The 21,900-nt window shown below is 37.3% G+C and carries 20 protein-coding genes and 1 pseudogene; 5 read left to right on the top strand and 16 right to left on the bottom strand.

Annotation, left to right across the window (positions count from 1 at the left end; all coding sequences use genetic code 11):
* Nucleotides 1-2 precede the first annotated feature (2 nt).
* The 4 genes and pseudogenes from J8L71_RS09910 to J8L71_RS09895 all read left to right on the top strand — a co-directional run bounded on the left by J8L71_RS09910 (nucleotide 3) and on the right by J8L71_RS09895 (nucleotide 2,980).
* Nucleotides 3-701: an ABC transporter ATP-binding protein gene (locus tag J8L71_RS09910; protein ID WP_211000397.1), complete on the top strand. Its 699-nt coding sequence runs from the start codon at nucleotides 3-5 to the stop codon at nucleotides 699-701.
* Nucleotides 698-1,960 carry an ABC transporter permease gene (locus J8L71_RS09905; RefSeq protein ID WP_211000396.1) on the top strand — a complete coding sequence of 421 codons (1,263 nt, stop codon included), beginning with the start codon at nucleotides 698-700 and terminating at the stop codon, nucleotides 1,958-1,960. Before J8L71_RS09910 ends, J8L71_RS09905 begins: the two co-directional genes overlap by 4 nt.
* A gap of 14 nt (nucleotides 1,961-1,974) precedes the next feature.
* Nucleotides 1,975-2,475 carry a DUF3299 domain-containing protein gene (locus tag J8L71_RS09900; RefSeq protein WP_058546919.1) on the top strand — a complete coding sequence of 167 codons (501 nt, stop codon included), beginning with the start codon at nucleotides 1,975-1,977 and terminating at the stop codon, nucleotides 2,473-2,475.
* A gap of 163 nt (nucleotides 2,476-2,638) precedes the next feature.
* Nucleotides 2,639-2,980 (top strand): annotated as a pseudogene (locus J8L71_RS09895) (four helix bundle protein).
* A gap of 130 nt (nucleotides 2,981-3,110) precedes the next feature.
* On the opposite strand, the gene J8L71_RS09890 reads toward J8L71_RS09895, so the two are convergent.
* The 3 genes from J8L71_RS09890 to J8L71_RS09880 form a co-directional block, all read right to left on the bottom strand.
* The gene (locus J8L71_RS09890; protein ID WP_211000395.1) at nucleotides 3,111-3,584 is read right to left on the bottom strand and encodes a peroxiredoxin; all 474 of its coding nucleotides are present in this window, start codon (nucleotides 3,582-3,584) and stop codon (nucleotides 3,111-3,113) included.
* A gap of 250 nt (nucleotides 3,585-3,834) precedes the next feature.
* On the bottom strand, nucleotides 3,835-4,722 hold the full coding sequence (gene galU / locus J8L71_RS09885; protein ID WP_211000394.1) for a UTP--glucose-1-phosphate uridylyltransferase GalU: 888 nt from the start codon (nucleotides 4,720-4,722) through the stop codon (nucleotides 3,835-3,837).
* A gap of 120 nt (nucleotides 4,723-4,842) precedes the next feature.
* Entirely contained in the window at nucleotides 4,843-6,009 is a 1,167-nt protein-coding gene (locus J8L71_RS09880) for a nucleotide sugar dehydrogenase (protein WP_211000393.1), read from the bottom strand.
* Nucleotides 6,010-6,333: 324 nt separating this feature from the next.
* Between J8L71_RS09880 and J8L71_RS09875 the strand changes: the two genes are divergently transcribed.
* Nucleotides 6,334-7,713 (top strand): MBL fold metallo-hydrolase, encoded by a 1,380-nt coding sequence (locus J8L71_RS09875; RefSeq protein WP_211000392.1) that lies wholly within the window; start codon nucleotides 6,334-6,336, stop codon nucleotides 7,711-7,713.
* A gap of 173 nt (nucleotides 7,714-7,886) precedes the next feature.
* On the opposite strand, the gene J8L71_RS09870 is transcribed toward J8L71_RS09875, so the two are convergent.
* The 13 genes from J8L71_RS09870 to J8L71_RS09810 all read right to left on the bottom strand — a co-directional run bounded on the left by J8L71_RS09870 (nucleotide 7,887) and on the right by J8L71_RS09810 (nucleotide 21,875).
* Complete coding sequence (locus tag J8L71_RS09870; protein WP_211000391.1) at nucleotides 7,887-8,816, bottom strand: KpsF/GutQ family sugar-phosphate isomerase; 930 nt, start codon at nucleotides 8,814-8,816, stop codon at nucleotides 7,887-7,889.
* Entirely contained in the window at nucleotides 8,813-9,571 is a 759-nt protein-coding gene (kdsB, locus tag J8L71_RS09865) for a 3-deoxy-manno-octulosonate cytidylyltransferase (protein ID WP_211000390.1), read from the bottom strand. The genes J8L71_RS09870 and kdsB overlap by 4 nt, the downstream gene beginning before the upstream one ends.
* A gap of 1 nt (nucleotide 9,572) precedes the next feature.
* Complete coding sequence (locus J8L71_RS09860; protein WP_211000389.1) at nucleotides 9,573-10,115, bottom strand: HAD-IIIA family hydrolase; 543 nt, start codon at nucleotides 10,113-10,115, stop codon at nucleotides 9,573-9,575.
* A gap of 426 nt (nucleotides 10,116-10,541) precedes the next feature.
* Complete coding sequence (locus J8L71_RS09855) at nucleotides 10,542-11,786, bottom strand: oligosaccharide flippase family protein (protein ID WP_211000388.1); 1,245 nt, start codon at nucleotides 11,784-11,786, stop codon at nucleotides 10,542-10,544.
* 52 nt (nucleotides 11,787-11,838) lie between these two features.
* Entirely contained in the window at nucleotides 11,839-12,828 is a 990-nt protein-coding gene (locus J8L71_RS09850) for a hypothetical protein (RefSeq protein ID WP_211000387.1), read from the bottom strand.
* A gap of 35 nt (nucleotides 12,829-12,863) precedes the next feature.
* Complete coding sequence (locus J8L71_RS09845; RefSeq protein WP_211000386.1) at nucleotides 12,864-13,565, bottom strand: acylneuraminate cytidylyltransferase family protein; 702 nt, start codon at nucleotides 13,563-13,565, stop codon at nucleotides 12,864-12,866.
* Nucleotides 13,558-14,619 carry a nucleotidyltransferase family protein gene (locus J8L71_RS09840; RefSeq protein WP_211000385.1) on the bottom strand — a complete coding sequence of 354 codons (1,062 nt, stop codon included), beginning with the start codon at nucleotides 14,617-14,619 and terminating at the stop codon, nucleotides 13,558-13,560. The genes J8L71_RS09845 and J8L71_RS09840 overlap by 8 nt, the downstream gene beginning before the upstream one ends.
* Nucleotides 14,609-15,265, bottom strand: coding sequence for an acetyltransferase (locus tag J8L71_RS09835; protein WP_211000384.1), 657 nt, complete (start codon nucleotides 15,263-15,265; stop codon nucleotides 14,609-14,611). The genes J8L71_RS09840 and J8L71_RS09835 overlap by 11 nt, the downstream gene beginning before the upstream one ends.
* Entirely contained in the window at nucleotides 15,255-16,328 is a 1,074-nt protein-coding gene (gene neuB, locus J8L71_RS09830) for an N-acetylneuraminate synthase (RefSeq protein ID WP_211000383.1), read from the bottom strand. The genes J8L71_RS09835 and neuB overlap by 11 nt, the downstream gene beginning before the upstream one ends.
* Complete coding sequence (neuC, locus tag J8L71_RS09825) at nucleotides 16,325-17,491, bottom strand: UDP-N-acetylglucosamine 2-epimerase (RefSeq protein WP_211000382.1); 1,167 nt, start codon at nucleotides 17,489-17,491, stop codon at nucleotides 16,325-16,327. Before neuC ends, neuB begins: the two co-directional genes overlap by 4 nt.
* Nucleotides 17,491-18,645: a LegC family aminotransferase gene (locus J8L71_RS09820; RefSeq protein ID WP_211000381.1), complete on the bottom strand. Its 1,155-nt coding sequence runs from the start codon at nucleotides 18,643-18,645 to the stop codon at nucleotides 17,491-17,493. Before J8L71_RS09820 ends, neuC begins: the two co-directional genes overlap by 1 nt.
* Before the next feature lie 15 nt (nucleotides 18,646-18,660).
* Complete coding sequence (locus tag J8L71_RS09815) at nucleotides 18,661-19,851, bottom strand: UDP-N-acetylglucosamine 4,6-dehydratase (protein WP_211000380.1); 1,191 nt, start codon at nucleotides 19,849-19,851, stop codon at nucleotides 18,661-18,663.
* Between the two features lie 86 nt (nucleotides 19,852-19,937).
* Nucleotides 19,938-21,875, bottom strand: coding sequence for a nucleoside-diphosphate sugar epimerase/dehydratase (locus J8L71_RS09810; protein ID WP_211000379.1), 1,938 nt, complete (start codon nucleotides 21,873-21,875; stop codon nucleotides 19,938-19,940).
* Nucleotides 21,876-21,900: the final 25 nt, after the last annotated feature.

Below are 21,900 nucleotides of genomic sequence, written 5' to 3'. Positions count from 1 at the left end.
TAATGATAAGCCTAAATAACGTTACTTTTAAATGGCATAAAAACGATAAATCGCCCACGCTAAATATTGGCAAACTTAATATTGAAAAAGGCCAACATGTTTTTTTGCATGGCCCGAGTGGTTCAGGTAAGTCAACATTATTATCACTACTGGCAGGTATTAATACCGCCACCAGCGGTGATGTTTTAATATTAAGTCAAAATTTAAATACACAAAGCAACACCAAACGAGATGCCTTTAGAGCAGATCACATTGGTTATATTTTTCAAAACTTTAATTTACTCCCTTATCTATCGCCAATCGAAAATGTAACGCTTGGTTGTGAGTTTTCAAAAAGCCGACAACAAAAAGTATTAAAACAGCACGCTGAGCCTAAACCTTCATTACAAAAAAAAGCCGTACGTTTACTAAACGCATTAGGGCTTAATGAGCAATACCATAACAAAGATGTAGCCACATTAAGTATTGGCCAACAGCAGCGTGTTGCAGCAGCCCGCGCATTTATAGGCAGCCCAGAGCTAATTATTGCCGATGAGCCCACCTCGGCACTTGATGCAAACAACCGCCAAAACTTTATAAAGCTATTGTTTGAACAAGCAAAGCTCTCTAGCAGTACTTTAGTGTTTGTAAGCCATGATGAGAGCTTAAAGCCGCTATTTGATCGTGCTATTGATCTAATGAGCTTGCAGGAGCCACTATGATCCTTACTAAACTTGCCTACAAAAGCTTATTAAATCGTCGTGCAAGCGTATTACTCACGCTTTTTACCATCGCTATAAGTGTAATGCTGCTTTTAAGTATTGAGCGCATACGCGTTGATGCAAAAAGTAGTTTTAGTAATACTATTTCAGGCACCGATTTAATTGTGGGAGCGCGAACCGGTGATATACAGTTATTGCTTTCGTCAGTATTTAGAATTGGCCATACAAATAATGGCGTAAGCTGGCAAAGTTATGAGTACATTACTCATCAACGAGGCGTTAAATGGAGTATTCCTATAAGCCTTGGTGATAGCCATAAAGGCCAAGCGGTACTTGGCACAACTCTTGATTACTTTGAGCATTATCAATTTGCTAAAAAACAGCATTTAACCTTTAACCAAGGACATGCCTTTACTGCTATTAACGAAGTCGTATTAGGAAGTGATGTAGCAAACCGCTTAAATTATAAATTAGGTGACCAAATAGTCATATCTCATGGTATGGGCAATACCAGTTTTCACCATCATAAAGACAACCCCTTTAAAGTTACCGGCATTTTAAATGCGACAGGCACGCCAGTGGATAAAACCTTACACATACCACTTGCTGCCATTGACTTAATACATGGTGGCTCTGCTCATAATGAACACGATGAACACGATGAACACGATGAACACGAAAAGTATAGTGACTTAACGGGGCAGCCCAAACAAATTACCGCTTTTTTAATGGGCTTCAACTCGCCTTTATACACGCTACAAATTAGGCGCAATATAAACCAATATAAAAAAGAAGCACTGCTTGGCATTATGCCAACTGTCACGCTTAAAGAACTGTGGCAAATGTTAGCAATAGTCGAAAAAGTATTACTGTTGTTTTCGGGTGTTGTCGTGCTGGTTAGTTTATTAGGTATGCTTACTACGCTGCTTGCTAATTTAAACCAACGTCGACGCGAACTTGCCATATTGCGCTCTGTAGGCGCTCGTCCATGGCAATTATTTACCTTAATAAGCATTGAGTCACTTTTTACCACCTTGCTTGGGTGCATTGTAGGCTGCGCACTTTATTACTTAGTTATGCTTTTAGCTAGTAGCTACTTACAAAGCCAAGCGGGCATAAGCGTAAACATAGCCATGCTCTCTTACTATGAACTCACCTTAATAGGCGTTATTATGGCCGCTGGTTTTATTATTGGTTTAATACCCGCCACTCGCGCTTACTTTTACTCACTCAGCGATGGCATGAGTATAAAAATATAATTTTTAGGTATCCCATGACGTTTTTTAAAACAGTAGTTAATTACAGCTTATGCATTAGCTTATTATTTATAAGCTTTATTAGTAATGCCAACCCGCCAAAAGAGATTTTTTGGGAAGACTTAATCCCTAAAGGCCATGTACAAATAGATACACAAGCTCAGGCCAATCATGAAGGCAGTGAGCAAAATTGGGTGCAACCCGATTTAGATGCACCAGTAGTAAAAGCGCTCGATGGACAATCAGTTAGTTTACCTGGCTTTGTAGTGCCGCTAGAAGGCGATAGCGAAGTGATCACTGAGTTTTTATTAGTGCCATACTTTGGCGCGTGTATTCACGTGCCACCACCACCGCCAAACCAAATTGTACATGTAACAATTAAAGGCGGCGTACCTATCGACAGTTTATACGACGCAATCGTAGTAACAGGTATTATAAGTACACAAAGCTGGTCAGGCGAAATAGCTCAAGTAGGATATAAAATGAAAGCAGTAGGCGTAGCACCGTTTGAATTATAAGTTCAGTGGTTAGTGGTTAGTGGTTAGTGGTTAGTGGTTAGTGGTTAGTGAATTTATAAAGTTGCTATTTATTAATCAAGTTTAGCTTCGCTTCTTAAGCATTATTTGTATTTTATTGATTTCAAACTAAGCTATTAAAAATTATATAAATATAAAATAACCGATGAACTTTGAGAATTTAGAAGTCTGGAAACGTTCAGCCCGCCTGAGCGCAGATATTTATAAATCTAAAACATTAAGGGTTTTGGGTTCAGAGACCAGTTAACGCGCTCTGGGCTTTCAGTATCAAGTAATATTGCTGAAGGAATTTGTAGAGAAAGTTATAAAGAAAAAAGTCGCTTTATAGATATAGCAAGAGCTTCCTTTGGGAGAAGCTAGAACACAAATATGTATTGGAATAGAGATAGGTTACCTCCCTATAACCACCAGTCAAAAATGGATAACTGAAACAAAAGAGCTAGCAGTAATGTTAACAAGCCTTAAAAGTAGATTCGATAACAGCTAACTCTAGACTATTTTATCGGGATTAGAACAAGCACCTGACAACTACCTTCTAATAACTACCTTCTAATAACTACCTTCTAATAACTGACAGCTGATAGCTGATAGCTAGAATCTGATAACTAAAAATACCCTTAAATCTTTTCTAATACATACTCAGCACGACTCACTTCAAACTCTTTTTCTTGCTCTACAAATAGCCCGGTAACAACTGCGTTATCTACAATCATCGCGTAACGGCTAGAGCGAATACCACCAAAGCCTGCGGTATCTTTTTCAAGCCCAAGCGCTTTGGTAAAACTTGCATCGCCATCTGCAAGTAATAAAATGTCCTGTGCGTTTTGAGATTCACCCCACGCTTTCATCACAAATGCATCGTTCACCGATACGCAGTAAATAGCATCAACACCTTTTGCCTTAATTTTATCTGCAAGAGTAATAAATTCAGGTAAGTGCGCATTAGAACACGTTGGTGTAAAAGCACCAGGCACTGCAAATAGCACGACCTTTTTATCATCAAATAAATCTTTATTTGTAAGGGTTTGCATGCCGTCATTCGTTAGCTGCGTTAATGTAATGTCTGGTAGTTTTTGACCTTGTACAATCATGATAAGTCCTTATAGGTATGTTAATGGCTACATTATAGAGGGGATGGGAACAACTTTAATGAAATAAATTTTTGCCCCTCAAAATTAACTCGAGGCATTACACCAATGGTATAAGTTTAAAAAATTAAACCTAACCCTTTTATGAGAAGTTGCACTTAAGCCTCAACTCAATATATGCAATGAATTAAGGCTTAAACGTGTAAATATTAGAGTTGTCGTACTTACAAGGTAACAACGTTATAAAAAGGGCTTATTGACGCTCAACGAACTCATTAAGATACAGGGAAAAATCCTTACCCAGTTTAGAATCGCGCATAGCATATTCAACTATCGCTTTTAAATAACCTAACTTATCGCCACAATCATGCGAGCGACCACTCATATGAAATGCTTCAACAGTTTCTTCAGCCATTAACGCATCAATAGAGTCAGTCAGCTGTATTTCACCACCAGCACCTACAGGCGTTTTTGCCAATAATGGCCAAATATTTTTGCTCAATACATAACGACCAACAACCGCAAGGTTTGAAGGCGCTTCGCCTGCATCAGGCTTTTCAACCATTGTTTTAATTGCGGCACTGTTACCTGGTGTTAGCTGTACACCGTTAATATCAGCAATACCATATTTACTTACGTCTTCTTGTGCTACTGGCTCTAGCATGATTTGGCTTGCTTTGGTTTCATTAAAGCGCTTGATCATTGCGGCTAAGTTTTCAGTTTTTTGATCTGCAGTATAAGCATCAAGTACCACATCGGGGAGTAGTACAATGAAGTCGTCATCCCCAACAATTGGCTTTGCACACATAATAGCGTGCCCCAAACCTTTAGCCTCACCTTGGCGAACACTCATTACAGTTACATCAGTAGGGCAAATAGAGCGAACTTCTTCAAGTAAAGCACGCTTTACACGATTCTCTAGCGTTGCTTCAAGCTCATAACTCGTATCAAAGTGATTTTCAATTGCGTTTTTAGAACTATGAGTTACGAGTACTATGTCTTTAATACCTGCAGCTACACACTCGTTCACTATGTATTGAATAAGTGGTTTGTCTACAATAGGTAGCATTTCTTTAGGGATAGCTTTGGTCATTGGTAACATACGCGTACCAAGGCCCGCAACAGGAATAACAGCTTTCATGGGTAGTCCTTTATTTATAAATTAATTATTTTTTAAGTTAACAGGTTAAATCTAAATGAGGGATGAATGAAGTAAAACCCCGAGTAAACTTTATCGGGGTCAGGCATAGTGCTAATACAATTAATCGCTACCAAATAGGTCGCGTGTGTAAACCTTGTCAGCAATATCACTTAACTCTTCAACCATACGGTTAGAAATAACGACATCTGATATTTTTTTAAATTGAGCTAAGTCTTTAATTACGCGAGATCGATAAAACTCAGTGTCTTCAAGTACAGGTTCGTATACAACTACCTCAATCCCTTTTGCTTTAATGCGCTTCATTATTCCTTGAATAGCAGAGGCCCTAAAGTTATCAGAGCCTGCTTTCATTACTAAACGATATACCCCAACCACTTTAGGGTTATGTTTTATAATTGACTCAGCAATAAAGTCTTTACGCGTAGTGTTTGCATCAACAATGGCACCAATAATATTATTCGGTACATCAGCGTAGTTAGCTAAAAGTTGCTTAGTATCTTTAGGTAAACAATAGCCACCATAACCAAACGATGGATTATTATAATGGTTACCAATTCGGGGATCTAAACCCACCCCTTGTATTATTTGTTTTGCATTTAGTCCATGCGATTCGGCATAACTGTCAAGCTCGTTAAAATAAGAAACTCGCATTGCTAAATAGGTGTTCGAAAACAACTTAATGGCTTCAGCCTCAGTTGAATCAGTAAACAGTATTTCAACGTTTTCTTTAATGGCACCTTGCTTAAGCAAGTTTGCAAAAACCTCTGCACGCTCACTTTGTTCACCCACTACAATGCGCGAAGGATGTAAATTGTCGTATAACGCTTTGCCTTCACGTAAAAACTCAGGTGAAAACATTAAGTTTTCAACATTTAATCGCTGTTTAATATCTTTAGTAAACCCTACAGGAATCGTTGATTTTATTATCATGACTGCATTAGGGTTATACTCAATAATCTCTTTAATAACCGCCTCTACAGAACTCGTATTAAAGTAATTGTTCTCAACATCGTAATCAGTTGGAGTCGCTATGATGACAAAATCTGCATTTTTATAAGCTAAAGTTTTATCTGTCGTAGCTGTAAAGCTTAAGTCGCTACGCGTTAAAAACTCACTAATTTCAGCATCAACAATTGGAGATTGCTTATTATTTAGCAGCGCAATTTTCTTAGCGTCTATATCAAGCGCTACCACTTCATTATGCTGCGCTAAAAGCATTGCGTTCGAAAGGCCTACATAGCCTGTGCCTACCACTGCAATTTTCATATTAATCCTTTAAGATTAGTCAATAAATAATATATGGATTCTACCAGAGCGACTTAACGATACGAATAATTAATAGCGTAAACTCAAATAAAGCATTACAAATGCCCAACATTTCCATGAATAAAATTACCTAGGCCCACAAAAAGTACTTTTTATTTTGCAGATAGTTAAAGCATTACCTCGCGCATTTAAAAAACAACTCACCCAGCATGGCATAAAGCCCCGCCTATAAATATAAACCCAATACCCACCCGTTCTTGAATATTCAACGGTATGCTTCTACCTTAAGGTTACAGGGATAAATTAATAGTATAAGGCAATAAAATGCACATACTTCATCATGGAGCTGTTAATGGTGTGACCGGCTCCTGCCATGAGCTAGCAGTTAATAAGCACACAAGCATACTAATTGATTGCGGGTTGTTTCAAGGTGAAGACGCTAAAGCCGATCTATCTATTGAGTTTGATATTGCCTGTGTTACCGCGCTTATTGTTACCCATTGCCACATTGATCATGTTGGCCGCATTCCTTACTTATTAGCAGCAGGCTTTAAAGGGCCTATTTTTACTACACTCGCATCAGCTAGTTTATTACCACTGGTGATTGAAGATGCGTTAAAAGTAGGCGTTACTCGCGACCCTAAAATTATAAAAGCGTGTATAAGTTTATTAAGCAAACGTATTATTACCGTAGATTATAAAAACTGGTTTGAATTACCATGTAAAGGTGAACAAAGAGCCAAAGCGAGGTTTCAACGTGCGGGGCATATATTAGGCTCAGCCTATGTAGAAATCGATGTTGTAAATAAACCAAGCTTGAGCAAAAACACACACCGAGTGGTTTTTTCAGGCGATTTAGGCGCACCCTACACTCCCCTTTTATCTGCACCAAAACCACCCTACAAAGCCGATACCCTAGTTATTGAGTCAACCTATGGCGATAAAAACCACCAAGGCCGAAAAGAGCGAACACAAATTTTAAAGTCGGTCATAGAGCGCGCAGTTAGCGACAACGGCATTGTGCTTGTGCCAGCGTTTAGTATTGGCCGCACACAAGAGTTGCTTTACGAACTTGAGCAACTAATTTATAAGGCACCTAAAAATTCTAAGTGGCGAGACATTCACGTAATACTCGACTCCCCCATGGCTGCTAATTTTACCGATCAATATATTAAGTTTAAACACTTATGGGACGCCGAGGCTAAACGCAAAGTAGCAAAAGGTCGTCATCCGCTAGACTTTGAAAACCTAACCACGGTTGATACGCACAAAGAGCATATGGCTATTATTAATTATTTAAGTACGCGCCAAACGCCGGCTATTATTTTAGCTGCAAGCGGTATGTGCAGTGGCGGACGAATAGTTAATTACCTTGAGCGCTTTTTACCATACAAAACTACCGATGTATTGTTTGTAGGTTACCAGGGCAGAGGTACGCTTGGTCGAGATATACAAAAATACGGCCCCCGCAATGGTTATGTTTTTATAAACGATACGCGTATTACAATTAACGCGAAAGTGCATACCATTAGCGGTTACAGCGCACATGCAGACCAAAATGGATTAATTAAGTTTGTAACCGGCATGCGTAAAAAGCCAAGCCATATAAAAATTGTGCATGGCGATGAGAGTGCAAAAAATACATTGGCCAAAAAGTATAAAGAGTTATTAGGGGAAGACATAAAGGTTGAGATTGGTAAGTAAAAATGAGTATGCAGCTCATGCACTAAACATGTAAATACGCCAAATAATAAAATTTACGTAGGAGTGAAGCTTGCTTACCTGCGAATATAAAAACGCCTGTAAGCTAAGAGCCTAAAGCATGACATACACAAAAGGTAAAACTTGCGAAGGCATGAAGCTCACTTACACATATATTATTTTTTTAGGATACCTATAACCTTTTTGTTATCGCACACTATTAGACTATTTATTTTATTGCTTTGCATTTTCTCGTAAGCCATCGCTATTGACGTGTCAGGAGCTACGCCAACGGGGTTGCTATTTGCGATATGCTTAGCTTTTAGATCAAACAAATCTTTACCATACTTTTCAATAGCTCTACGTAAATCACCATCAGTTATCAATGCTTTAGCTTCGTCATTTTTAACAACTAAAGTAAGCCCTAAAGCACCTTTTGACATAACATTTATAACGTCGGTTAATGGAGTATCTTCACTTACTAAAGGTAAGTTTTGAGTCACCATTTCATCACTAACTTTACTAAGTAACTTACGCCCTAGGCTCCCCCCTGGGTGAAAACGAGCAAAGTTTTCAGGCTGAAAGGAGCGCGACTCCATAAGAGCTACTGTTAATGCATCTCCCATAACTAAGGTTGCAGTTGTAGATGAAGTTGGCGCTAACTGTAATGGGCATGCTTCTTCAGGAACCGCTATATTTAGATGGTAGTGTGCATTATTGGCAAGGGTAGAATTCTCATTGCCTGTTATAGCTATAATTTTATTATTATTATCTTTTAAAAATGGTAGCAACTTTAATACTTCAAGTGTCTCGCCAGAGTTAGATATAGCAATAAAAACATCTTCAGGTGTTACCATCCCCAAGTCACCGTGGAATGCTTCCCCTGGGTGCATAAAAAAACTAGGAGTCCCAGTGCTTGCAAAAGAAGCAGCTATTTTTTTGCCTATAATTCCTGATTTTCCCATTCCACAAATGATTGTTCGCCCACTGGTATTTAATATAAGTTCTATTGCACTATTAAACTGTTCGTCTAATTGCTTCTCTAGCGCTTTTAACGCCTCAATTTCTATATTAATTACGCGTTTAGCTACATCATAACTGCTCATATTGATTCCATTATAGCTTTTACGTTTAAGTAATCTTTTTCAGTATCGATACCGTGTGGAATTTCCCCGCAGTATTTCATTACACCAATAGATACACCGTTGCTCAAAGCTCTTAATTGTTCTAGTTTCTCAGTGTTTTCAAGTGTTGATTCACTCAACTCGCATAGCTGTTGCAGTATCTTAACACTGTAAAGATAAATCCCAACATGTCGATTTGCATACGTTAAATCACTTGGATCGTCTCTATTTACGGGTGCTGCGCTTCGACTAAAATAGAGGGCTTGATTGTTTTCTGTAACGATAGCTTTAACCACGTTCGCGTTAATGAAGTCTTCATATTTTGATATACCTACGGACGCAGTAAACATATCAAAATGAGCATTAGATTCGCTAAAACCCATTAACTTTTTAATTAGTGGCGAAGGCATTAATGGCTCGTCCCCTTGAACGTTTAATACCAATGTATTTTCATGCCAATTTAATTGGCTCGCAACTTCATTAACTCGATCTGTGCCACTTACGTGAGTACTTTTAGTCATAGCTACAGGAAGCTTTAACTCTATAGCCTTAGCTTCTATACGTTGATCATCTGTGGCGATGACGATATCACTTATATTTACACCTGCTTCTAATACTCGTTGAGCAACGTGCCAAAATATAGGCTTGTTATTAATTTCAAGTAAAGGCTTTGCCGGCAGTCTAGTTGAACCATACCTCGCTGGTATAACAACTTTAAAACGATTAGAAGTACTCATTTTATTGTTCCATGCTTTGTACATCATCTGATATTATTTTTTCTAGTAAGACGTTATATACAGCATCTAAATTATCAAATCGTTCTAATAATATGATATCGGCAATCTCCCTTACCACACCTGAACCGCCGACAGCCTTCGTTACATATTGAGCATATTTTAACACTAACTCGTGTGCATCACTTGGGGCAAAACTCGCACCACACTTTTGCATTACAGGTAAATCAAGTACGTCATCACCTACAAATGCAACTTTATCTAAACCTATGTTTAGCTCAGCACAAATCGCATTAACGCGTGGTAGTTTGTTTTTGCAGCCTGTGACTATAAAATCAAACCCAAGCTTTTCGCTTCTAAGTGTTAACGCTTCACTTGCTTTACCTGATACCACACCCGTTTTTATATTGTGACTACGTAAAAGCTCTATTGCTAAGCCATCTTTTACATTAAACTTTTTAAATGATTCGCCATTTTTATCAATATAAATACTTCCATCAGTCATAACGCCATCAACGTCAAACAATATTAGCTCTATATTTTTCATAATTTTGTAAGATCCGTTTTAGGGAGGATAAGAGCTACCTAAGTAAATTACACTTATTGCTCTAATTTTTTGTATAGGTCGTACTTTAATAACCCATGATTAATAGTTAATACTTTCACATTGAAAACTAATGAAATCTATTTAACTTTTTAAGATTGTAATAATGCTCTGAATCCCTACGACTGAATACTTTTGCAGGGTGCCCTATATCAGATACAAAAAACCTCCAGCCTAAATAACAACCCCTTCGTATATTCTTAATCCATCTAAAACAACCACTCGAATCATGAATGATTGTTATCACTAACAGTTACCTTCCCATAACTCAAATCACTCACTCTATTAAAGCTAGCATTAGAGACTATTTATGCACCCTTTTAACATCACACTTATACTCGGGCTTAAAGTGCTTATAAAACCACGAAGTTAACCTTTCAGACCCCAAGGCATTTTATATACTTTTGCACTAAGCACCCATGTTCCTATGAATCTCAAAAAATTAGCAATTAAAAAAGCCAATGCTGCACCATTTATCCCATAATGAGGAATAAGTAAAAGCAGTAGAACAACATTTATCACTCCGGAAGAAATAGTTACACAGGATAAGTACTTAGTTTTTTTAATATAAAATATATAATTAGTTACCATAAAGTACATACCTAAAAATATCTGCCCCGTTACAATTAATGGTAAAACATCTGCTGCCTTATGGAACTTTTCACCAACAATTAGCTTTAATACTGGCGGAGCAATTAAAAAAGACAATAGTGCCATAAGCACTAAAAAAATAAAATACAGATATGTTTTTTTAACAATAGCTTTTTTACTAGCTTGCTTATTTTCTTTTAACTGCCCAAACAACCAAGGTGAATAAGCCTTATTAATACTATTAAATAGTATATTTAAAGCACTACCTAAATTAATAGCAACCATGTAAATACCCGTCATTTCAAGCCCGAGCTCTTTATTAATTATCAGCCTATCGATTGATAACAATAAAAAACCACCTAGTACATGGGGGATTAACGGAACACCAAATGATAGTGCATAATTAATATCGGCCCGGTTATACTCAAATAAAACAAGCTTGTCGTTACGAAGGGTAAAAAAAGACAAAGCCCCTATAATTACACTTGTCAAAACAATGCCATAAATACGGCCATTTGGACCTAACTTAAGTGAAACAACAAATAATAAACTAAATAATAAAACCACAAACGCATTTGTTATTTGCAGTGCACCGTATGATTTTGCTTTTCCTCTAATTTGCCACTGACCTAAACGTAGGTTTAAAATGAAACTGCAAAATACACTTAACAACCCAAAGTAAACCCAAGTAGGAGGAATACCTAGGTAACCGGCTAAAAACACATCTACAAACACTAAAAAAAATAAAGCAACACATGCACTAGTTAATAAGATAAAAAAACAGTTACCGTTAAATCGCGCTAACTCAGTATCTAAAATGTTTTCGTCAAAAAAGCGCCTGTTTGCAGCCCCATCTACACTTAAGCCTATTAAGGCAGCTAACGCGGTAGTAAATATACTAAACATGGCTATTTTCCCATACTCCGCAGGTGTTAAATAACGTGTTAATATAGGCAATAAAACAAAAGGAATTGCAGCGCTTATAATTGAGCTACAAATATAAATAAGTGATTTACTATACAATCAAATTCTCTTCTAATTAGTAATAAAAAATAAAGCTTTCTTTAATAAAAGCTTATTCCACAAAATCAATTTTCATACCTAAGTCTTTATAGTATTCATATACAGTATTAACATTGTTTATAGGTATTTTATTATTTAAATATTTTCTAATATCGACAGCTATTAACTCAACTTGATGACCAAAGTTTAAATAGCATGTATATAGAGCAGTTGAATAATATGACATAACCACTTTAGGCATTTCTAAAGACTTCTCGTAAAATCTCTCTATAGGTGTATCAAACACTAAAAGCTCGTACCCTAGCCCTTTAATTTTTTCAAGTTTACAACTAGATTCATCTCGATGAGGAACATAATAAAGCTTTAAGAATGGATAGCTTTTATAGATACTTGTCAGTACTTTAATCTCGTCGCCTTCTTTCATATAACCTGATTCAGATAATTTACTCCCTAAAAAATAAATACTTTCAAAAGTCTTTATCTGACAAACTTTTTTTTTCTCAAAATAATTCGTTTGTTCAGGTAGTAAATATCTTTCTAAATCAAAAAAAGAATATAAATTTGGCACTCTAGGTTTATTCAAAATAAAACTAAACAACTTGAGGCGTAATCCTTCAACAGTTAATATATCTTTGTTTTTTCTTATATAATTCTTTTGGACAGCTATAGTGACTGCTCCATCATCTAATAATATAGCCTCTTTGGGCTTCAGAATAGCTTGAAAAATTGCGTAGTTAGGACTCCGATAATCACCATAGAAAAAGCGCTTGATATTACCTTTATAATTTATCAAAAGCCTAAAAGTAAAAAGCAAAAACTGTAAATTTTCTAGTATATTATTTTTCCTATAAATAAAATTGATTTCAGGCCATCCGTCGTCATTATCCAAACCTTTCAATATTTGGGAGTGGTTAGTATCGCCTTTATTTTTAATATTTATAAATAGAACCGCATTTTTTATATTGAAGTGTTCTCTCGCTTTTTTTGCGGAACTCAGCTGCAAAGGGCTTTCAATAAAAAACACATCCTGTAGTTTATGCATCTTGTTTCTCTAATAATTTACATATGACTTAGCAATCAACGACTAGCTAATAAAGCTTCAGCTATGATGAAATCATTTTCATCATCAATATCAATAGAATGTGATTTACTCATTGGAAATCCAAATGAATTTGGAAGCGATAAGTAACTATTACCGTTTTTAACATTTTTGACTTCAAAAAGATAAATAGCACCATTTAGTCTATAATAAGTAGGTAGATCTTGGCTTCTTGTCTTTAATACTGAATCGGGAATAAAGCCAGATAAGTTAAAATCACTTGGTAATACATTAGCCCACAATGGTGAATGGTCGCACTCAGTTACTGATACGACTGCCCCAGCAGATTTTTTAATAAACAACTCAATAGCTCCATCAATATCTTCATTGTCCCTTAAAGGAGAAGTTGGTTGAAGCAATAATACTAAATCAAAACTATGACCTTTAAGTTCATAATTATTTATAGCATCTAAAATTACGTCCATACTGCTAGCAATATCACTTGATAGAGAATCAGAACGAAGGTAAGGGACATTTAACCCATGTTCAATAGCTATGCTAGCGATTTCAGAGCTGTCAGTAGAAACAAACGTTGTATCTATGTACTTAGATGCAGTACTTGCCTCAATAGTCCATTGGATAAGTGGTTTGCCTGCAATTGGTAATATATTTTTTCTGGGCAACCTCTTGCTTCCCCCACGAGCAGGAATAATAGCTAAGATTTTTTTATCATTAATCATTATTAATTCCTAAGGTATGAATATCCAGTTGTGCTTTTTGGAAGTCATCATGACGGCCAACGTCTAACCAATACTCATGAATCGGGAACTTCAATGTTTTAAGCCCTTCGCCTTGTTTTTGTTCAAATAAGCTTGGCATATCTAATCGTTCATTTTTTGAAAGCGAATTAATAATATGATTAGAAATTATGTAAATACCTGCATTTACAAAGTAACGGTATGTAGGCTTTTCTACCATCGCCGTAATCTCATGCCCTTCACCTTCAATTACTCCAAAGGGGATTTTAATTTCATAGTCACGCACACACATGGTTGCATCGCTTGCTTGCTTTACATGGAAGTCAAGCACCTTGGAAAAATCGACGTTCGTTAAAATATCCCCATTTATCATAATTAATGGTTCTTTTGGCAAGTCATCTGGCAATAAAGAGAGCGCTCCTCCAGTACCGAGCGGCTCTTCTTCATGCACATAAGTAATTTCAACATCAAAGTTATCGCCGTTACCAAAATAATCCATAATGACTTCTGGTAAATAGTGTGTAGAAATATAAAACTTATAAAAACCATGGTTCTTGAAATTATTTATCAAGGTTTCAAGCATTGGTTTACCACCCACCTTTAGCATTGGCTTTGGGCAATTATCAGTAAGAGGACGTAATCGTGTTCCAAAACCTCCAGCCATTATAAAAACTGGATTTTCACGCTTCTCTATTACTAGCGTTTCGTGAAGTGTTTTTAAACCAACTAATTCATTGTTATTATCAACTATCGGCAGAGATAATATTCTACGAGATTGCATTAATTGCTTAAGCTCATTACTGCTTAACGAGGCTTTTGCACTGACAGGGCTTATATTCATAATCATATTTACTGGGGCTGTTAACTCAATACCCTTGAGAATACCTCTTCGTACATCACCATCCGTTATCATGCCTACTAGCTTATTGTTATCAACAACGAGTGCTACTCTAAGCGCTTCTTTATCAATCACTTGTAACGCTTCTTTGATTGAGACTGAAGGCTCAATTACTACTTTTTGCCAATTAACTGTCATTACTTTCTAATCCTTTAACTATTGCGCGCGCACCATAAACAATTGAGTTCGCTGGAATTGATTTTGTTATATTTGCGCCTACACCAATTATACTATTGCGGCCTATAGTAATATTATTGATTACATTGCTACCCGTAGCTATGTGAACATTATTTTCTACTACAACCTGACCACTTAATGTTGTTCCCGGAGCTAAATGGCAATGTGCGCCAATAGTGCAATCGTGATCTATTGACGACGAGGTATTTATAATCGTGTTATCTCCAACTGCAGCACCGAAATTAACTACGCAGTTATTCATTACTTGAACACCGCAACCTATTACAGAATAGTCTGATATGATGGCTGAATCAGCAATGACTGTGGCAAACTCATAGCCTAGTTTTTTAAAGCGATTATAAATCGCCTCTCTTAGGGAGTTAAACGGCATAGAACCTATACCATTAACTAATAAAACATCTTGAGGATTAAATTTAAGAATATCATCATCGTTATGAAACAATTCAATATTGTCGAAGACGTTACCGACCGCTATTAACTCAGGTGCAACTACACCTACTATTTTTTTATTTTGCTTAAGAAGGGTCTCTGCTAATACAGCTGCATGCCCCCCCCCACCAATTATAATAAGTGGCTTATTTTTCATCGAGCAACTGCCCTATTGAGTAATCTCTAGTTGCAGGAGAGTCTAGTAACTTCCAAAAATTGATTGGCTCTATACCGCCACCGGGGCGTTTTACAGCTAAATTATCTGCAGTGAACACCTCTCCTTGTTTAATTGCTTGTGCTGCCACTACACTTTTACGAGCCACAGCTTTATTTTTAACTTCAGATGGGCGCGGCCCTTTAATACCATCACCTAATATTTTTTCCACTATGCGAATGCCATCAACCATTTCTTTTAATTCGATAGGATCAAGAGATGCTTTGTGATCTGGGCCTGGTAATGCTTTATCAACAGTAAAGTGCTTTTCAATTAAAGTAGCTCCTTTGGCGACAGCCGCAATAGGTACCACTATACCGGCACTATGATCTGAGTAACCTACTTTTAACTTAAATGCATCTTTCATTGTGTCCATAGCATTTAAATTTATATCATTAAACGGTGCTGGGTATTCAGTTGTGCAATGTAAAAGCGTTACTTTGTCTTTTAATAACTGCTTACCTTGCTCAGAAAAGTATGCAGCCTGTAGCGTTTCATCTGTTGGGTTACCCTCAGCGTTTATATAACCAAAAGCAATAACCGATAGAACTTGCTCTATTTCAGAAAGGGTTGCCATTCCTGTAGATACAATTAAATCACAGCCTGTTCTAGCATGTTCAAGCACTAATGGTGCGTTTGTAATTTCACCCGATGGCAGCTTAAGGCGCGTTATTCCTAAATCATCAACTAAAAACGATAGGCTCTCTGAATCAAATGCTGTAGATAAAAACTCAATACCTAAATCATTGCAATATTTAACCAACTTATGATGTGTTTCATAGCTTAGCTCTAATCGCTTAAGCATTGAGTACTGAGACTCTTTTTGACCACTATTAGTAATTTGGTACTCTGCTTGCTGTGCATCTTCAGTCACTAAGTTTTTAGCTTTAAATGTTTGAAATTTAACTATATCGGCACCAGCTTGATGCGCAGCGTCAACAAGAGAAAAAGCTAAATCGTCACTGCCATTATGATTAACACCAGCTTCTGCAATAATTAATGTCATAGAGGTTCTCGCTTTAAGTCGTAAAAAGATTTGCTCGGCTCAAATTCTAAAGATTTGAGCATTTGAATTGCTTGAGCGCTTGCATTACCTGCGCCATATGGATTTATTATTGTTTCGCCTGGAGTTTTATAACTACCTGTAACAGCTGTCGTTATTGCTGCTGAAATAGCAGCTTTTGTTGCTATGCAGTTAAGTACAGATTTAGCAGCTAAACGCCCTTTTTGCCTTTCGCCTATATTAACTGTAGGCACATTAAATGCGGGTACCTCAATGATCCCACTAGATGAGTTTCCAATAACAACAGCGGCATTTTTGACCGTGCTTAGGTAGCGCTTTTGTCCCAACGAAGGTATTGCACATACTCTATTAGGATATTGTTTAGCATAGCCTTCAAGTATTGGAATTATACGACGACCACCATCATCGGCATTTGGATAGGTTAAAATAATTTGATGATCTTTAAACTCATCTAGTGCATTGAGTAATGCAATAAAGCTTTGCTCTGGTGGCTCTTCACCTAGCGTTACCGGATGATAGGTAACAAGAAAGTAAGGCTGTTTTAAATTAAAATTTAATGAGTTGCCAATTTCATTTACGCTCATAAAATTACTACGCGCTAAATGATCAAGGCCAATTGCACCAATGTTTTTAACCCGTTCAGGTACTTCACCTAGCTGTATAACACGTTGCCGATACTCCTCAGTAGAGGTTCCGTGTAAATAGCTCAGCTTAGTAATGGCATGGCGAATAGCATCATCATAGGCACCTTCAGTGACTTCCCCACCATGTAGATGCAAAATAGGAATACGCAGTATCATCGCGGTTTGAGCGGCCGCAAGTGCTTCAAAACGGTCACCCAGAATGACCAACGCATCGGGCTTTAATCGACTTAATGCATCTGTAAATCCAAGTACACCCAGCCCTATACTTTTAGCGGTACCGACGGCCGTATCTGACGAAAGTAAAATTTCTATCTTCTCATCTATACTGAAACCATCTTGCTCTATTTGTTTATACGTTTCACCAAATTCAGATGATAAATGCATACCTGATACTAATAGCTGTAACGTAAGCTCTGGATCACTTTGAACATCTTTTATTAGCCAATATAGCAGCCCATACTCTGCTCGAGTACCTGTAAATACAGCTATTTTTTTTGTCATTACAACTTGCCTAAACTTTGTACTGGAGAGCTTGGTATATTAACTAAGTGAGCCTCAATAAACTCTGAATGGCTTAAATCGCCTCTCATTGCCTTTTCGAACATAGGTAAACGATGCATTAATTGCCAAATTGGTCGGGTCATTACGCCATCAGCATTAGTCTGCTTTAATAGTTTTTCTCGTTCACTTTGATTTGGACAAATGATTGCATTTAACCAATAGTTTGATTTTGCGTAGCTCGGCTCAGTAACAAATTTAAAGTCAGATCCTTTAAAAAAATCTACATATAAGTTTGCAAGATCACGCTTGTTGTCGATGAATTCGGCCAAGTTTTCCATTTGCGCGCAGCCAAGTGCCGCGTTTAAGTTAGGCATGCGATAATTAAATCCCGCTTCATCATGAAAGAATTCATACGGGTGAGGAACTTTAGCAGTAGTTGTTATATGTTTTGTATGCTGTCCTGACTCTATACTTTTACATAAAACCATACCGCCACCACCGGTGGTGATAATTTTATTACCATTAAAGCTGATTGCGCCAAAGTCACCTAATGTCCCGGTGTGCTTACCTTTGTAAAAAGAGCCAAGACTTTCTGCTGCATCTTCTACTAAAGCGATTCGCCACTCGTTACACACACCCATTAACTCATCAAGCTCAACAGGATGGCCAAATGTATGCATTGGAACAACAGCCTGAAAGCGCTGCTTTGTAGTTTTGTGTATAGGTCCTGATTCGGTTAGCACTGCGTGTTGCTCTAAAAACGTAGACAATGCTTTAGGGCATAACCCTAAGCTAACAGGTGAGACATCAACAAATGCCGGTTCTGCTCCCATATGATGTAATGCGTTACAGGTGGCTACAAAAGTAAGGGCTTGAGTAATAACGATATCATTATTCTTAACTCCCGCCATATACAGCGCGGCATGCAATGCTGCAGTACCATTTACAGTCGCAACGGCTTTTGCGGTCCCGGTATAATCTTCAATGTGAGCTTCAAAGTCATCTACAAATTTACCAACACTTGATACGAATGTGCTGCTAATTGTTTCTGATACATACTTTTGTTCATTCCCTGAGAAAGTTGGTGCGTGTAAAGGAATGAACTCGTTGGTTTGGTAGAGATCTTTTACAAATGAAACAAGCTGTTTAGTCATGATATATCTGCCTAATTACATTTTACCATCAAGGTATTTGCCCGTTTCTTTATGCCCGAAATCAGGTATCATTTTAAAGAAAAGCGACACAATTTCATCTTTTGTCCAAGATTTATCAGTTTTCATTTGAGTAATTGCTTCTTCAAATTCGGCTAACAAAGCTTGCTCAAAAATTGCGTCATTTTTAATAATGCCTAAATTTTCAAAACGCTCCATATCTAGTGTTTCACTGTCGGTAAAAAACTCTTCAAAGTCTTTTTCGCCAGTGGTGTCACTTTCAGTAAATAAACAGGGCCACTTACCTTGAGCGGGTAGTGTTTTTACCAGCTCTCGTGCTTCGTCTTCTGTTTTACATAGGAAAGGTTCGTAACCACGATCTTGGAGGTATTTTACAGCAATGTCTGCAAAGGTAATTAAATGTAACGCTTCACTTAGTTTTGGAAAGAAAATATCTCTATTCTCACCGAAAATACAAGACATTAAACATAATTCACCAGACTCTTGCGGGGTAACAAAGTAGCGTTTGATATCACTAGGTGCGACTATAGGTTGTTGTTTTTGTATACGCTGATTAAAGCTATGTAATAATGAACCATCTGAAAAAGCAACGTTGGCAAATCGAGCTGTAGAAATAGCGATTTCCTCGCTTTTACGCATTAAAAACATTTCCATAATGCGTTTTGACGCTCCCATCATATTAACCGGGTTTGCCGCTTTATCGGTAGAAACACAAAAATATTTTTTTGCGCCACAATCGATCGATTGTTGAATGGTTTTATCAGTATTAAATATATTTACGTCAATCATGCGCATTAATGTAAATGGGTCTTTTTCACTGCGTACATGTTTAAGTGCTGATAAGTTCAATACATAGTCATACTGCCCATCAGCTTTTATGAATGCATCATACTCGACTGAACCAATATCAAGCGCAAAAGTCTGGAAATCACCGTCAATATACCCAAACGAGCTGCGAACATCGCGAACAAGCTCAACCATATTATTTTCACTAATATCAACAACATGAAGCTTTTTAGGGTTGCGTTTGAATATTTCTTTAGTAACAGCTTGGCCTATGGAACCAGCACCTCCGAGAACAAGAAACTTTGACTCGTTTACTATTTCTTTTAGCTCATTATCAAACACTTCTAAATCATTTAAGAATAAGGGTTTATTTCTACCTATTAGTTCAAGTATGCTTTTCATTAATTTTCCAGTTTTTCGTGTTTAATACTAAATTATATAATAAAGAAAATTTATAAATCACGTATTTATAACATTTCATCTATTTTCTAAAACTTCTCATTTGCTATTGGCAACATTGATATGTTTGTTTTTCCCACTGCATTTTCTTTCCAGTTTAAATCACATATATCATCTGTAGGGGTAAAAGCTGTTGGGGCAGATAAAAGAAGCCGTCTAATTTCTACATGATTAGAATCATCACATGAATTTTTAAGTTTATCTAAGAAAGACTCAAGCTCAGTCCAAGGCATTTTAATCTCTTGTGCACTCAATATTCTTGGATGCTCTGTACCAGTTACATTATCTCCAATGAGTAACTCTTCAAACAGTTTTTCACCTGGACGTAACCCTGTACACTTAATCTCAATATCTCCGTTAGGGCGTTTCTTATGTTTAACTTCTAGCCCTGAAAGATGAACCATTTTAGTCGCTAAATCTTTTATTTTAACCGGCTCGCCCATATCTAGAACAAATACGTCGCCGCCCACCCCCATAGCTCCAGCTTGTATTACTAGCTGTGCAGCTTCAGGAATAGTCATGAAATAACGAGTGATATCTTGGTGGGTTAACGTGATTGGGCCACCTGCTTTAATTTGTTTTCTAAAAAGCGGCACTACAGAGCCTGAAGAACCTAAAACATTACCAAAACGAACCATTGTAAAACGCGTACTACTTTGCTCATCAGAAAGAGCTTGCAGTACTAATTCGGCCATCCGTTTTGTAGTACCCATAATATTAGTTGGCCTAACAGCTTTATCTGTCGAAATTAGTACAAAGGTGTCTACTTTTGCGTTTATTGCTGCGGTAGCAACGTTATAAGTACCATAAACATTATTACGTACACCTTCTACAACATTATGCTCTACTAATGGTACATGCTTATAAGCCGCAGCATGGTAAACCGTTTGAATTTTGAAGGTCGAGAATGTTGATTCAACAAGCTTTTTATTTTGGATCGAGCCTAAAATAGGTAGGATCTCTACGTTTAAACTATTCGAGGCGCAGTACTCTGTAAGCTCTTTTTCTATTGCATATAGAGCAAATTCAGAAAGTTCGAAAAGTACTATTTTTGTAGGGTTATTTTTAATTATTTGCCTACATAGTTCCGATCCTATAGATCCCCCTGCGCCAGTAACCATAACAGCTTTATTAGTGATATTTGCTGACATCAGATCACCTCGAGGCATCACGGAATCGCGCCCTAGTAAATCATCAATTTCTACGTCTTTTACTTCGTCAAGGTTATTTGTACCGGATACAATATCTGCCATACCAGGTATTGTCATAACTTGTAGCTTAAACTTTTCAATTGCATTTAATATTTCTTTACGACGGCTACGAGAAGCGCTGGGCAAAGCAAGTAAAATTTTATTAGCTGACTTTTGCTTTGCGATATCGGCAATTTGTGATGGCGCATGCACACACACACCCTGAATTAATGCTAAATGCTTTTTAGGATCGTCATCAATAAAGGCAACAGGTGAGTATTCAGGGCCATTAGCTAAGGCAGTTGCAAGCTGGCGCCCTGCTGAACCAGCCCCGTATATTATTACGCCCTCTTTACGGCGCATGGTTATTTGCCCAACCACTGCACGAACAGTTAGCCTTGCCCCGCCTACAAATAAAATACAAAAACTAGCATATATAAAAGGTACTGTGCGTGGAACAGGAGCGCTTAAAAAGAAAGACAAAACAGTAAAGTAAACGGTAGAGAGTACAACACCAGCGATAATAGCCCAAATAGCTTGCGTGTTCATATAGCGAAGCACTGCTCGGTATAAGCCAAGTTTTACAAAACTAAGTAAGCTCAATGGAAGTACTGTTGCTAGTAATATCCATGTGTGTGTATTTTTTAAAACAGCAGTGCTATCAAGCCGAAGTAAAAAGGCAAGCCAAAAAGCTACAACAATAAAGATACTATCTACAGCAAGAGATACGATTCTTTTTTGAGGGCGAGGTAAATCAACTAAGAATTTTAAAAACACAATACATTTCCCTGAAACTAGCAGT

This window comes from Pseudoalteromonas sp. MMG007 (assembly GCF_018100985.1).
Lineage (GTDB): Bacteria > Pseudomonadota > Gammaproteobacteria > Enterobacterales > Alteromonadaceae > Pseudoalteromonas.
This window is presented reverse-complemented; position numbering and strand designations above follow the sequence as displayed.